This is a genomic window from Streptomyces coacervatus (assembly GCF_029223485.1).
In the GTDB taxonomy this organism is placed as follows: Bacteria; Actinomycetota; Actinomycetes; order Streptomycetales; family Streptomycetaceae; genus Streptomyces; species Streptomyces coacervatus.
This window is the reverse complement of sequence record NZ_JARHTP010000021.1, coordinates 1-14,224: the sequence shown is the minus strand read 5'-3', so window position 1 is coordinate 14,224 and position 14,224 is coordinate 1. Positions and strand designations below refer to the sequence as shown.

Sequence of the window (14,224 nt, the reverse complement as noted above, 5' to 3'; positions counted from 1 at the left end):
TCTGCCTCAGGGAGCGTGGGGATGAGCGCGCGGACGAGCGGTGAGCGCATCGGCCCGAAGGGCGATGACAAGGGACGGTGGCGGCTGTGGGGGCCGTATCTGAGTGAGCGTCAGTGGGGCACGGTCCGCGAGGACTACAGCGACGGGGGTGACGCGTGGTCGTACTTCCCCCACGACCATGCGCGCTCCCGTGCCTACCGCTGGGGCGAGGACGGCCTCGGCGGCATCTGCGACGAAAAGCAGCGGCTGTGCCTGGCGCTCGCCCTGTGGAACGGGCGCGACCCGATCCTCAAGGAGCGCGCCTTCGGCCTCACCAACAGCGAGGGCAACCACGGCGAGGACGTCAAGGAGTACTACTTCTACCTCGACAGCACACCCAGTCACTCGTACCTGAAGTATCTGTACAAGTACCCGCAGGGCGAGTTCCCGTACACCGACCTGGTGGCCGTCAACACGGCGCGGACCAAGCAGGACTTCGAGTACGAGCTGCTCGACACCGGTGTCTTCGACGACGACCGGTACTTCGACGTGACGGTGGAGTACGCCAAGGCGGACTTCGACGACGTGCTGGCCCGGATCACCGTCGCCAACCGCGGTCCCGACGAGGCGACCGTGCACGTGCTGCCCACCCTGTGGTTCCGCAACACATGGTCCTGGCACCCGAACGGCGCCGAGAAGCCGCAGCTGAGTGCGGTCGACGGCCCCCGCGGCACGACCACCGTCCGTGCGGTCCATCCCGAACTGGGCAGCTACGACTGCCGGTTCGCCGCCTCGGTGCCAGTGCTGTTCACGGAGAACGAGACGAACAACGAGCGGCTCTTCGGCACGCCCAACGCTTCGCCGTACGTCAAGGACGGCATCGGACGGCATGTCGTCGACGGCGAGAGCGGCGCCCTCAACCCGGCCCGGGAGGGCACCAGGGCCGCCGCGCACCACATCCTCACCCTCCCCGCCGGAGGTTCCGAGACGCTGCGGCTCCGCCTCGGTCCCTCCGGCACCCAGCTGTCCCTGGCCCGCGGCTTCGACACGGTGTTCAAGGACCGCATCGCCGAAGCGGACGCCTTCTACGGGGAGTTGACGCCCAAGGGCGCGAGCGAGGACGAGGCCCGGGTGCTGCGGCAGGCGCTCGCCGGCATGCTGTGGACCAAGCAGTACTACCTCTTCGACCTGGAGGCCTGGCTGAACGAGCACGGCCTGGACCCGTGGAGCCTGCCCCGCCCCGGTGTGCGCAACCGCGAGTGGTTCCACATGGTCAGCGACGACATCGTCTCCATGCCCGACAAATGGGAGTACCCCTGGTTCGCCGCCTGGGACCTGGCCTTCCACACCGTGGCGCTGTCGACGGTGGACATCCGCTTCGCCAAGGAGCAGCTGGAACTGCTCCTGCAGGACGCCTACCTGCACCCCAACGGCCAGATCCCCGCCTACGAGTGGAACTTCGCGGACGTCAATCCGCCGGTGCACGCCTGGGCCGCCTACTTCGTCTACATGATGGAGGAACGCACCACCGGCCACGCCGACCACGCCTTCCTCGAACGGGCCTTCCAGAAGCTCCTGACCAACTTCACCTGGTGGGTCAACCGCAAGGACCCCGGTGGCCGCAACGTCTTCCAGGGCGGCTTTCTCGGCCTCGACAACATCGGCGTCTTCGACCGCAGCGCCCCGCTGCCCACCGGCGGCACCCTCGAACAGGCCGACGGCACCGCCTGGATGGCCCTGTACTGCCAGTCCATGCTGCAGATCGCCGTCGAACTCGTCGAGCACAACCCGGCGTACGAGGAGCTCGTCCTGAAGTTCGTCGAGCACTACCTGTGGATCGCCGCCTCCATGGACCGCGTCGGCGACCTCGGTGACGAACTCTGGGACGAGGAGGACGGCTTCTTCTACGACGTCCTGCGACTGCCCGACGGCCAGGCCGTACGGCTCAAGGTCCGCTCGCTGGTCGGCCTGCTGCCGCTCTGCGCGGCCACCGTCTTCCGCCCGCAGCAACTGGCGAAGGTGGCCGGCCTGGGCGAGCGCCTGCGCCGCTTCGCGAGCCGTCACCCCTCGCTCTCCGTGACCCTCGCATCGGCCCAGGCGGGCGTGGCGGGCGGACCGCGGCTGCTGTCCGTCGTGGACGAGAAGAAGCTGCTGCGCGTCCTCGGCCACCTCCTGTCCGAGGACGAGTTCCTCAGCCCGTACGGCATCCGCTCCCTCTCCCGCCACCACGCCGAACACCCCTACAGCTTCTGGGTGCACGGCGAGGAGTACCGGGTCGGCTATCTGCCCGCCGAGTCCGACACCGGCATGTTCGGCGGCAACTCCAACTGGCGCGGCCCGGTCTGGTTCCCCATGAACGCCCTCGTCATCAGGGCCCTGCTCAACCTCTACGGCTTCTACGGCGACGAGCTCACCGTCGAGTGCCCGACCGGGTCCGGCACCCGGATGACCCTCTTCGAGGTCGCCCGGGAGATCTCCGACCGGCTCGCCCGGCTCTTCCTGCGCGGCGAGGACGGACGCCGGCCGGTCTACGGCGGCCAGGCCAAGTTCCAGGACGACCCGCACTGGCGGGACCTGATCTCCTTCCACGAGTACTTCCACGGCGACAACGGCGCCGGTATCGGAGCGGCCCACCAGACCGGCTGGACCGGCCTGGTCGCCACCCTGATGACCGTCTTCGGAACCCTCACCCCCGGCGACTTCCTCGCCGAACCCGTCAGGAGGACGAAGCGATGACCGGTGAGCTGCCCGTCCAGCCTGTCGTCCACGAGGTCAACACTCGTGTCTGGCTGCGGGAGATCGCGGCTCGCACGGGGCACATCACGGGACTGCGCGACGTGCCGAAGGACGCCTGGGACGAGATCACCCCGCACGGCGTCGACGCCGTCTGGCTCATGGGCGTGTGGGAGCGCAGCCCCGAGGGCCGCAACATCGCGCTGCGGGACCCGGCGCTGCGCGAGGCGTTCACCGACGCCGTCCCGGACATCCGCGAGGAGGAGATCGCCGGATCGCCGTACTGCATCCGCCGCTACGAGGTCGACGCGAGCCTCGGCGGAGCCGCGGGCCTGGCCGGGGCGCGCGCCGAACTCGACCGCCGGGGCGTGGGGTTGCTGCTCGACCACGTGCCCAACCACGTCGCGCCGGACCACCCCTGGACCTGGGAGCACCCCGAGTACTTCGTGCGGGGCAGCGACGAGGAGGCCCGCCGTGACCCGGCCGCCTTCCTGACGGTGGCCGGCAAGGTCCTGGCCCGCGGCCGCGACCCCTTCTTCGCGCCCTGGCCGGACGTCGTCCAGCTCAACGCGTTCGCGCCCGCCCTGCGCACGGCCACCACGGATGTGCTGGGCCGCATCGGGGACCTGTGCGACGGGGTCCGCTGCGACATGGCGATGCTGCTGACCAACGACGTCTTCGAACGGACCTGGGGCGGGCGCGCCGGGCGGCGCCCCCAGGAGGAGTTCTGGCCCACGGTCATCTCCGGCGTCCGCACCCGGCACGCCCGTATGACGTTCGTGGCCGAGGCCTACTGGGACCTCGAATGGGCCCTCCAGCAGCAGGGGTTCGACTTCTGCTACGACAAGCGGCTCTACGACCGTGTCATCGACGAGAGCCCCGAAGCGGTGCGGCAGCACCTGCTGGCGGACGAGGGCTATCAGCGCCGACTCGTGCGGTTCCTGGAGAACCACGACGAACCGCGCGCCGCGCACACGATGCATCCCGCCAAGGAACGGGCGGCGGCCGTGCTGATCGCCACGCTGCCCGGGGCCACGCTGTGGCACGAGGGGCAGTTCACCGGGCGCCGCACGCGGCTTCCCGTCTTCCTGGACCGCCGCCCGGACGAGCCCGTCGACACCGAACTGCGGGCGTTCCACGAGCAGTTGCTCGCCGCGGTCCACCGCAGCGGGATGCGCGGCGGACAGTGGCGGCTCCTGGGCCACGCGGGTTGGCCGGACAACGACTCCCACCACAGCCTGATCACCTCGGGCTGGGTGGGGCCGGCCGGGCGGTTCCTGACCGTCGTCAACCTCTCCGACGCCCCGGCGCAGGGCCGGGTGCCGCTGCCGTGGCCCGAACTCGGCTCCGGCACCTGGACGTTGACCGGGCTGCTCGACGGCGCGCGCTACACCCGCGACGGCGCCGAGCTGACCGGACCCGGGCTCTTCGTCGACCTGGGCGCGTGGGGCACGCATGTGCTGTCGATCGCGCCGGCCGACGGCTGAACCCGGTCGCTCAGCCCAAGTCCCTTCAATCGGGCGGCTGTTCGCCGGTGGTATCCGCCGGCGGCCGTCCGGCGGTGACGGTCGTCCACTGCGCGCCCGTTCGTTCCCGGAACGCGGCGACCGCCGCCTCCAGTGTCGGGAAGAAGTGGTCGGGGTTGATGGTGCGGGTCAGCTCATAGCGCTCGATCTTGCTCCGCACCGGGTCCTTCATCTCGGCGAACACCAGGCTGATGCCCCGCTCGTTGAGTGCCTCGTCCAGCTCCTCCAGCTCGTCGGCCGCGGTCGTGTCCACGTCCGTGACGGGCTCGGCCGCGATCAGCACCCAGCGGGGCGGCGGCTCGTCGCGGGTCAGCCGCATGAGCTGGTTGCGGAAGGCCTTGGCATTGGCGAAGAACAGCGGCCCGTCGAAGCGGTGGATCACCAGCCCGGGCAGCTGCTCGGCATCCGGGTAGGAGCGCATGTCGTGGAAGCCGGGCAGCCCCGGCACCCGGCCCAGCACGGTGTTGTACGGCCACCAGGCCCGCCGGAAGACGTTGAGGATGGACAGGCCGACGGCGACCGCGATCCCCGGCAGCACACCGAGCAGCGCCACCCCGAGGAACGCGGAGATCGACAGCAGGAACTCGGTCCTGCGCTGCTTCCACAGCCGTGCGGTGCCGGCGAGGTCGGCCAGCGACAGCGAGGCGGTGATGACCACCGCGGCGAGCGCCGGCTGGGGCAGATTGCGGAACAGCCCGGGCAGCAGCACCAGCATGAGGACGATCAGGCCCGCGCCGACGATCCCGGTGAGCTGGCTGCGGGCGCCCGCGCGCTCGGCCACGGCGGTCCGCGATCCACTGGTGCTGACGGGGAAGCCCTGGAACAGCCCGGCCGCCAGGTTCGCCGCGCCGATCGCCGTCATCTCCTCGTTGCCGCGCACCTCCTGGCCGGTGCGGGAGGCGAACGCCGAGGCATTGGAGATGGTGTCGGCCAGCGACACCAGGGCGATGCCCAGCGCCCCGCCGAAGAGCGGAGCGAGATCGTCCAGGCGGACGTGCGGCAGCGTCAACGGCGGGAATCCCTGCGGCAGTTCGCCGACCAGGCTCACCCCGTGCCCGCCCAGGTCGAAGACCGAGGTCGCCGCGATGGAGAGCACCACCATGACGAGCACCGCCGGCACCTTGGGCAGCCGGCGCTGCAGCACCAGGATCAGCACGATCCCCGTGGCCCCCACCGCCAGCGCCGCGGGCACCGTCTTCCCGTCGGCCAGGCCCCGGAAGAAGGCGCCGAACTCCTCGATCAGCCCGTCGGCGTCCGTCTTGAAGCCGAACAGCTTGGGCAGCTGCCCGATCAGGATCGTCAGCGCCAGCCCGTTCATGTAGCCGATCATGGTGGGCTTGGAGATGAGGTCCGCGATGAAGCCCAGCCGGCACACGCCGGCCAGCACCGTGATGGCGCCGACCATCAGCGACAGCATCGACGCCAGCGCCACGGCCCGCCCGCTGTCCCCGCCGGAGGCGATCAGTGGCAGCACCGTCGCCGCGATCATCGGGCCGAGCGAGGAGTCCGGGCCGAGCACCAGGATCCGGGACGGCCCGAAGACGGCGTACGCCAGCAGACACAGCACCGACGTGTACAGACCGGTGATCGCGGGCAGCCCCGCCAGCTCCGCGTAGGCCATGCCCTGCGGCACCAGCAGCGTGGTCAGGACGACGCCCGCGACGACGTCCTTGACTAGCCACTCCCGCCGGTAGGCCAGGAGGGTGCGCAGCCCCGGCGGGATGAAGCGGTGTCTCGTGTCCTCAGCCGGCATCGGGTCCTCCACGGCGACTTCGGCTGCTCAGCCGTCCGGGACGGGCACCGGCCGCCGTCGTCGGGCCACGGCCTTGCCGGCCTCCCACAGCCCGAGCAGGGCCAGCGCCGGCAGCAGCGCCCACCCGAACTGGCCCACGGTCAGGGGAGTCGTGCCGAGCAACCGGTTGAAGACGTCCGTCTGGGTCGCCAGTACGGCGAGGGCGAACTCGCCGAACACCGCCCGGTTCATCTGCCTGCTGTCGAACGTCGACGTCGTCAGCACCGTCCCGGTCTCGCTCCGGCACTCCAGGGCCGCCACGATCAGGCAGAGCGCGAACGACGTGAACGCGATCGAGTTGCCGACGGCGGCGCTGTCGAAGCGCGACTCGCCCAGCTTGATCATCGACAGCAGACCGATCGTGATCGCCAGTCCGGCGAGCCCCACCGTCACCATCAGACCCGCCGTCATGACCGGCTCGCCGCGCGGTCGCGGACGCCGTGTCATGAGCCCCGGACTGACCCGGTCGAAGCCGAGGGCGAAGCCGAAGGCCGCGTTGACGAAGAAGTGGATCCACAGCACCTGGGCCGGCGAGAACGGCTCGCCGTCCGCGATGTCGAACAGGGCCGCGCCGAGGAAGGTCAGCACGAACACGACCAGGAGCACCAGGACGAAGCGGATGTACTTGGTGAGGTTGTCGTAGATCTTGCGGCCCTGTTCGACCGCGAAGACGATCGTGGCGAAGTTGTCGTCGGACAGGATCAGCCGGCCGGCGTTCTTGGCCACCTCTGTGCCGGAGCCCATGGCGATGCCGATGTCCGCCGCCTTGATGGCGGGGGCGTCGTTGACCCCGTCGCCGGTCATCGCCACCACCTCGCCCTTCGCCTTCAGCGTATCGGCGAGCAGCACCTTGTGCTCGGGGGCGACCCGGCCGATCACGCCGATGCCGTCGATGCGCTCCAGCCGCTCCGCCTCCGGCAGGGCGGCGAAGTCCGAGCCGAGGATCGCCTCCCCCTCGATGCCCACCTGTTCGGCGATCGCGGCACCGGTGACGACGTCGTCGCCGGTCACCATCCGCACCCGGATGTTGGCCGTCCGGGCGCCCTCCACCGCCCGCCGGGACTCCTCGCGCGGCGGGTCCTCCATGCCGACCAGGCTCGTCATCTGCAGCCCGGTGACCTGTGCGAGCAGATCGTCGTCGGCCGTGAAGTCGCCCGGGTCGAGGTCACGGGTGGCGGCGGCCATCACCCGGCGGCCCTCCCGCTCCATGCGCTCCATCTGCTCGTGCGCCCGTTTGTCGAGATCGGCGTCCCAGGGGATCGCCGTACCCTCCGAGAGGGCTGTTGCCGCGCGCCCCATCACAGCGGGCGCCGCACCCTTCACGAAGCAGCGGACGACCTCCCGGCCGCGTGCATCGGTGGCCGCGTTGAAGGTGGCCATCAGCTTGTACGAGGGGTCGAAGGGCAGGGTGGCGAGCCGCGGGTAGCGTTCGCGGGTCGCCTCGACGTCGAGGCCCGCCTTGTGGCCGAGCACCAGCAGCGCGCCCTCGGTGGGGTCGCCCACCACCCGGCCGTCCACCAGCCTCGCGTCGCTCGCCACCAGGTACGGCAGGATCGCGTCCTCGATGTCCGACGAGCGCCCGGCCGCATGATGGACCCGGCCTTCGAGGCCGTAGCCGGTGCCCGAGACGGTGTAGCGGTCGAAGGCGTCCACGACCTCCACGGCGGTCATCTGGTTCAGCGTCAGCGTGCCGGTCTTGTCGGAGTTGATCGCCGAGGTGAAGCCCAGCGTCTCCACCGACGGCAGGTCCTTCACGATCGCGTGGCGCCGGGCCAGGTCGAGGCCGCCGAGCGACAGGATCGTCTGGGTCACCGTCGGCAGCGCCTCGGGGACGGCCGCGATCGCCAGCGACACCGCGCTCACGAACAGCGCGTCCCATGCCTCGCCGCGGCTGCGACCCAGCACGAACATCACGATCATCGTCAGCCCGGCCGCCCCCGCGATCCACAGCGTCAGCCGGTCCAACTCCCTGGTCAGCGGCGATGCCTCGCGTTCGGTGGCCGACAACATCCCGGAGATCTTGCCCAGTTCGGTGCCGGAGCCCGTCCCGGTGACGATCATGGTGCCGCTGCCGTGGGTGACCGGCGTGTTCATGAACGCCGTGTTCGTACGGTCCCCGGGCCCCAGCCCCTCGCCCCGCAGCGTCCCGTTCTCCTTCGCGGCGGGCGTGCTCTCGCCGGTCAGCGCCGACTCGTCGATCTGCAGGGCGCTCGCGGTGACGAGCCGCCCGTCGGCGGGCACGTCGTCCCCGGCGGTGATCAGTACGACGTCCCCGACGACGACCTCCTCCGCGGGGATCTCCCTCTCCGTGCCGTCCCGCCGTACCCGCGCGGTCGCCTTCATCATCGACTTGAGGGCGTTCACGGCGCTCTCCGCCTTGCCCTCCTGACGCATGCCGATGGCCGCGTTGATCACGGTCAGGACGAGCAGCAGCACCGCGGTGGCCCACTCCTGGATGAGCAGCGACACGATCGCGGCGGCGACCAGGATGATCTGCATGTAGCTGCGGTACTGGTCGAGCACCCGGAGCAGGGTCGGCCTCGGCTGCTCCTCGGGGAGCGCGTTCGGACCGTCCCGGCTCAGCCGCTCGGCCGCCTGCGCGGTGGTCAGACCGGTGGCCGGGTCGACGCCGAGGGCCTTCGCCACCGTGTCGGGCGGCTGCGCGTACCAGGGCGTGGCCGGCTGCGAGGAGACCGGGTCGGCCGGTGCGGTCATCGTCCCTTCCTCCGTTTCTTGTCGGCCTCGGCCTTCGCCTTGTACGGGTCGGCCGGCGCACCGGGCGGTGCCGAGGCGACCAACTCCTCCTTCGCCACGAACAGTTCGTGCCGGGCCTTCTCGCCGACCTCCGGATACTGGGGGTCGATGTCCATCAGGGTGTGGGCGAGCACCGCGCCCGCGGAGATGCGCGCAAACCACTTGTGGTCCGCCGGGATCACGTACCACGGCGCCCACCGGGTGCTGGTGGCGGAGAGCAGGCGGGAGAACGCGTCCTGGTAGTCGTCCCACCAGGAGCGCTCACGGGCGTCCGCCGCGGAGAACTTCCAGTTGCGTTCGGGTACGTCGATCCGTTTGAGGAAGCGGGTGCGCTGCTCCTCCTTGGAGAGGTTCAGGAACAGCTTCACCATCCGGAAGCCGTTGTCGTACAGATAGCGCTCCCAGTCGTTGATCTCCCGGTAGCGCCGCCGCCACACGCCCTTGCGCTTCGCCTTGTCCGGCAGCCGCTGCCGGTCCAGGAGCTCGGGGTGCACCCGCACCACCAGGACCTCCTCGTAGTGCGAGCGGTTGAAGATGCCGATCTCGCCCCGCCGGGGCAGTCGGCATGCGTAGCGCCAGAGGTAGTCGTGGTCGAGTTCCTCGCTGGAGGGCACCTTGAAGTTCGACACATGGACGCCCTGCGGGTTCACCCCGCTCATCACGTGCCGGATCGTGCCGTCCTTGCCGCCGGCGTCCAGGGCCTGCAGGCACATCAGCACCCCGTATCTGCCCTCGGCCGCCAGCCGCCGCTGGTAGTCGGCCAGCAGCTCGACTCCGGTCTTCAGCAGTTCCCGGCCGTCCTTCTTGCCGGCGATGCCCGCCTTGTAGCCGGGGTCGAAGTCGGTGGACAGGTCCACCTTCGACCCCGGCCGCACCCGCAGAGGTGCGATGAACTCGGCGATCCGCTCGGCTCGTTCGTCCGCCATGCGTGTCGCCTCCGGATCTCAGTACTCCGTATCGGGTTCCACCACGCACAGGCCCCAGATGATGAAGGCGTAGAGCGCGATCAGGGAGAGTGACCAGAACGGGTAGTAGGGGATGGACAGGAAGTTGGCGATGATCAGCAGCGCCGCGATGCCCACGCCCATCACCCGGGCCCAGGTCGTCCTCATGGCCAGGCCGATGCCGACGGCCACCGCGACCGCCCCGAGGCCCAGATGGATCCAGCCCCAGCTGGTCAGGTCGAACTTGAACACGTAGTTGCGGGTGTTGATGAAGACCTCGTCGTCCGCGATGGCCATGATGCCGCGGAAGATGTCGAGGATTCCGCACATGATCAGCATCACGCAGGCGAAGGCCGTCAGCCCGCCGGCTGCCGCCCGGACGCCTTCCGAGCGATGGTGCTTCGTGGTCGTGGTGGCCATGGGAGGGCCTCCGTCTTCGGGACGGCCGCAGGTCGCGGCCCTTTGTCCACACTTCTACTCTGCGCCCAAGCCCCGGACGTCACCTCACAAGGGTGATGACGGATGATCGGCGGCCATCGACCATGGCCGGGTTTCGAGCGCTCGGGGGCGGACGTTCCGGGTGCTCAGGCCCAACGCCCGGGAGCAGCCATGGCCATGCCGTCCAGCCCCATCTCCGCGGGCCGTCCGGGCCCGCCGCGGAGCAGTGCGCGACGGATCCTCGCCCCGCTCGCCCTGGCGCAGTTCGTCTGCAGCTTCGCCGGCTCCAACATGAACGTGATGATCACCGACATCAGCAAGGATCTGCACACCACCGTCCAGGGCGTGCAGATCGCGATCACGTCGTTCCTGCTCGTCATGGCGGCCCTGATGATCCCCGGCGGCAAGCTCACCGACCGCCACGGCCGCAAGCGGTGCCTGGTGGCCGGGCTCGTCGTGTACGGCGCCGGCGCCCTGCTCTGCGCGGCGGCCCCGGGCCTCGGCGTGCTCATCCTCGGCTACTCGATCCTCGAAGGCATCGGTACGGCCCTGCTCATCCCGCCGGTCTACATCCTCACCACGCTGCTGTTCACCGACGTCACCTCGCGCGCCCGCGCGTTCGGCGCCGTCATGGCGCTGGGCGGCATCGGCGCCGCCGCAGGGCCGCTGATCGGCGGGCTCATCACCTCGCTGCTCGGCTGGCGGGCGGCGTTCGTCTTCCAGGCGCTGGTGGTCGTCGTGATCATCGTGCTGAGCCGCCGGGTCGAGGACCCACTGCCGCCGGATCCCGGGCGGGACTTCGACACCGGCGGGGCGGTTCTGTCGGCCGCCGGTCTCGTGCTGCTGGTCATGGGCATCCTGGCCACCGACGACAACGGCTGGCTGGCGGCCGGTCTGCTGCTGGCCGGCGTGCTCGTGCTGGCCTGGTTCCTGCGCCGGTCGCGGGTGAGGGAGCGTACCGGCTACGAACCGCTGCTCTCCCTGAGCCTGTTCCGCAACCGCACCTCCAACCTCGGCCTGGTCACCCAGCACATCCAATGGCTGATCCTGATGGGTGTCTCGTTCACGGTGGCCGCCTATCTGCAGGTCGTGCGCCACTACGACGCCGTACGCACCGGAGTCGTCTTCACGGCCGCCACGCTGGGTCTGCTCGCGTCCTCGCTCGGCGCAGAGCGTTTCGCCAGGCGGCGGGAGCAACGCACCCTCGTCATGGCCGGGTTCGCCGTGACGGTCTGCGGCATCGGGGTGCTCGTCGCCATGGCCGAGGACGCGTCCAGCGCCTGGGCGTTCACGCCCGGACTGCTGCTGATCGGCCTGGGGCTCGGGGTGATGCTGACGCCGTCGGTCAACGTGGTGCAGTCGAGCTTCGGGGAGGGCCGGCAGGGCGAGATCTCCGGTCTGTCCCGCAGCGTGTCCAACCTCGGCTCCTCGGTCGGCACGGCGGTCGCCGGCACCATCCTGGTCGCCGACCCCGCCTTCGGCGCGTACGCCACCGCGATGATCGTCCTGGGCGTCATCGGTCTCGGCGGCCTCGGCACCGCGGCCCTGCTGCCGCGGGGGAAGGGCGTGACCGCCCCTGCGGAGAACTGACCGGTGAGCGCACGTCAGAACCGGTGATACCGCACCCAGCTGGCCGTCACGACGTCCTGGACCGATGCGTGGCGCCGGCTGAAGGGAATCCAGAACAGGCCCACCGGGAACGCGACGCACAGCACGGACCGCAGCAGTGCGCGGGGGACACCGAGCAGCCGCCCGGCGCGGCCGGTGACCTGCAGCCCCAACAGCCAGTCACCGACGGTGCCGCCGGTCGAGGCCCAGCTCACGGCGAGGTAGAGCACGGCGATGGCCCAGCCGAGCACACCCGTCAGCCAGGCGGAGAGGTCGGGCATGCGCATCGGCGGCCCGGTGACGAGCAGCCGCAGTCCGCCGAACGCAAGCTGCAGGGCGACACCGATGCCCGCCACCACGAGCGCATCGACCAGCCCCGCGAGGCACCGCGACACGATGCCGGCCGCATCGACCTCCGGGGCCTGCTCCTGGTCGCCCTCGGGTGGCTGGACGCCGCGGTTGCGTTCGGGTGGCTCGACGGCCTGGTCGTCCTTGCGTGGCTTGACGGCCTGGTTGCCCTCGGGTGGCTCGATGCCCTGGTCGTCCTTGCGTGGCTCGACGGCCTGGTTGCCCTCGGGTGGATCGACGCCGCGGTCGCGTTCGCGTGGCTCGATTACCTGGTTGCCCTCGCGCGGCTCGACGACCCCGTCGCTCGTCCGTGGCACGGCGAACCGGTCGCTCTCCCGTGGCACGGCGAACCGGTCGTCCTCCCCTGTCACGGCGACTGCCCGAGCGGCGGCCCATGGCCGTCGGTCTGCGCCGGGGCCGCGCCGGACCGGTGCAGCAGCCGGTCGGCGACGCGGTTCACTCTCCGGTCGGCCCGCATGCTGCGCGACCGGAGTGCGTCGACCGTCTCCTCGGCCATCCCGCCGCTGGTGTCCCGCACGATCCGGCCGAGGTCGATCTCCTCCAGCACGGCTCTGGTGAGCTCGACCAGATCGACTCGGGCGATCACGGCGTCCATATCCAGCCGCGCGGCGATCCGGTCGATGTCGATCCGTTCAACGATCCGGTCGAGGTCGAGTCGCTCCGCGATGCCGTCGACGTCGACCCGCCCCGCCACCTGCTCCACATCCACCCGGGCCGCGACCCGGTCCACGTCCACCCGGTCGGCGATCCGGTCGACATCCACCTGATCGGCGATCCGGTCGACGTCCACCCGCCCCGCCACGCGCATCACGTCCACCCGGTCGGCGATGCGGTTCACGTCGATCCGGGCGGCGAGTCCGTCCAGGTCGAGGCGGTCCACGACGGCCGCCGTCACCGTCCGGACCACCCGGTCGGCCACCGAGCCGGCGGTCCCCAGCGCGAACCCCGCCACGCGTTTCACGAGGCCGAAGGGTCTGACGAGGTCGGGGGGTCGCACGATGCCGTACCAGCTCATCCCACCACCGCACCACGGCCCTGGCCCGACCGCCTCATCCGTTGCGGGTGAACCGCACCGCGGCGGTGTGTGCCCCTGCGACATGCGTCGGGACCCGTCGGGACCCGCCGGGGCTCGTGGGGTGAAGATCACAGCCCCACGACCTCTTGGGTGCACCTCACGCTGAGTACGGTGAGCGGGTGCCGAAGAGCAAGAACACGTTCTCATCCTGGCGGCGGAACCTCACCCAGCGCGCCGTCCATGCGGGCTGGGCCTGGGTGCAGCGCACGGGCTCGGTCTCCGCGGAGTACCCGGGACGGTTCCGCTTCGGCGCACTGGGACCCCACACCCGCCTCGCCTTCCCGCTCGGCACGGTCTTCGGCGAGCCCTGGATCCACATCGGCTCCCACTGCATCGTCGGCGAGCAGGTCACCCTCACCGCCGGGCTGATGCCCGACCTGGACCTCGGCCCCGACCCCATCCTCCGGATCGGCGACGGTGTCGTCCTCGGCCGCGGCAGCCATGTCATCGCCGACACGACGGTCACCATCGGCAGCGACTGCTACTTCGGGCCGTATGTGTACGTGACGTCCACGAACCACTCGTACGACGATCCGCACGAGCCCATCGGCAAGCAGTGGCCGCGCATGGAGCCGGTGGAGATCGGGCCGGGCTGCTGGATCGGCACCGGTGCGGTGATCCTGCCGGGTGCGCGGATCGGGCGGAACGTGGTCGTGGCCGCCGGCGCCGTGGTCCGGGGCGTGGTGCCCGACCATGCCGTGGTGGCGGGGGCGCCCGCCCGTGTCGTACGGCGCTGGACGGCCGCCGAGGGCTGGCAGCCGCCGCTCAGGACGCCCGCGCCCGTGCCGATTCCCGACGGGGTCACGCCGGAACAGCTGCGGGCACTGTCGGAGCTGGACGAGGAGACGGTGGCGAGGCTCGCCGAGCTGGAGCCGGAGTCCTAGTAGGGCCTGGTCAGGTTCACTCGCCGGTGGCGTGTCCGTTTGATCTCTTGTTCCGTTGACCTGTTGTGATGGGTGGGGAGTTGGCCGCGGTCCGGTGTGATCTGGAGGACTTCGCGGCGGAG

At 70.6% G+C, this 14,224-nt stretch carries 9 protein-coding genes and 2 pseudogenes; 5 read left to right on the top strand and 6 right to left on the bottom strand.

The annotated features are described in order from the left end of the window. Positions 1 to 21 precede the first annotated feature (21 nt). Complete coding sequence (locus P2Q00_RS39800; protein WP_275779311.1) at positions 22 to 2,715, top strand: MGH1-like glycoside hydrolase domain-containing protein; 2,694 nt, start codon at positions 22 to 24, stop codon at positions 2,713 to 2,715. Continuing rightward, positions 2,712 to 4,199 (top strand): alpha-amylase family protein, encoded by a 1,488-nt coding sequence (locus P2Q00_RS39795; RefSeq protein ID WP_275779309.1) that lies wholly within the window; start codon positions 2,712 to 2,714, stop codon positions 4,197 to 4,199. Before P2Q00_RS39800 ends, P2Q00_RS39795 begins: the two co-directional genes overlap by 4 nt. 25 nt (positions 4,200 to 4,224) lie before the next feature. Here P2Q00_RS39795 and P2Q00_RS39790 read toward each other — a convergent pair whose 3' ends face one another. Genes P2Q00_RS39790 through P2Q00_RS39775 form a run of 4 tightly spaced genes read right to left on the bottom strand, consistent with a single transcriptional unit; the run spans position 4,225 to position 10,148 of the window. Continuing rightward, a complete protein-coding gene (locus P2Q00_RS39790; RefSeq protein ID WP_275779307.1) occupies positions 4,225 to 5,991 on the bottom strand; it encodes a SulP family inorganic anion transporter in 1,767 nt (588 codons plus the stop codon). 27 nt (positions 5,992 to 6,018) lie between these two features. Then, entirely contained in the window at positions 6,019 to 8,745 is a 2,727-nt protein-coding gene (locus P2Q00_RS39785) for a cation-translocating P-type ATPase (RefSeq protein WP_275779305.1), read from the bottom strand. Then, complete coding sequence (locus P2Q00_RS39780) at positions 8,742 to 9,710, bottom strand: polyphosphate kinase 2 family protein (protein WP_275779303.1); 969 nt, start codon at positions 9,708 to 9,710, stop codon at positions 8,742 to 8,744. Before P2Q00_RS39780 ends, P2Q00_RS39785 begins: the two co-directional genes overlap by 4 nt. A gap of 18 nt (positions 9,711 to 9,728) precedes the next feature. Then, positions 9,729 to 10,148: a DUF7144 family membrane protein gene (locus P2Q00_RS39775; RefSeq protein ID WP_275779301.1), complete on the bottom strand. Its 420-nt coding sequence runs from the start codon at positions 10,146 to 10,148 to the stop codon at positions 9,729 to 9,731. A gap of 102 nt (positions 10,149 to 10,250) precedes the next feature. Here P2Q00_RS39775 and P2Q00_RS51195 point away from each other — a divergent pair. Together P2Q00_RS51195 and P2Q00_RS51190 are read left to right on the top strand one after the other, a co-directional pair. Then, positions 10,251 to 10,943: pseudogene (locus P2Q00_RS51195) on the top strand (MFS transporter); the annotation flags it as partial. Between the two features lie 72 nt (positions 10,944 to 11,015). After that, positions 11,016 to 11,672 (top strand): annotated as a pseudogene (locus P2Q00_RS51190) (MFS transporter); the annotation flags it as partial. A 98-nt stretch (positions 11,673 to 11,770) separates the two neighbouring features. On the opposite strand, the gene P2Q00_RS39765 reads toward P2Q00_RS51190, so the two are convergent. Together P2Q00_RS39765 and P2Q00_RS39760 are read right to left on the bottom strand one after the other, a co-directional pair. Further along, positions 11,771 to 12,493, bottom strand: coding sequence for an RDD family protein (locus P2Q00_RS39765; RefSeq protein WP_275779299.1), 723 nt, complete (start codon positions 12,491 to 12,493; stop codon positions 11,771 to 11,773). Beyond that, positions 12,490 to 13,104, bottom strand: coding sequence for a hypothetical protein (locus tag P2Q00_RS39760; protein WP_275779298.1), 615 nt, complete (start codon positions 13,102 to 13,104; stop codon positions 12,490 to 12,492). The genes P2Q00_RS39765 and P2Q00_RS39760 overlap by 4 nt, the downstream gene beginning before the upstream one ends. 233 nt (positions 13,105 to 13,337) lie before the next feature. Between P2Q00_RS39760 and P2Q00_RS39755 the strand changes: the two genes are divergently transcribed. Next, positions 13,338 to 14,102: an acyltransferase gene (locus P2Q00_RS39755; protein ID WP_275779296.1), complete on the top strand. Its 765-nt coding sequence runs from the start codon at positions 13,338 to 13,340 to the stop codon at positions 14,100 to 14,102. Positions 14,103 to 14,224: the final 122 nt, after the last annotated feature.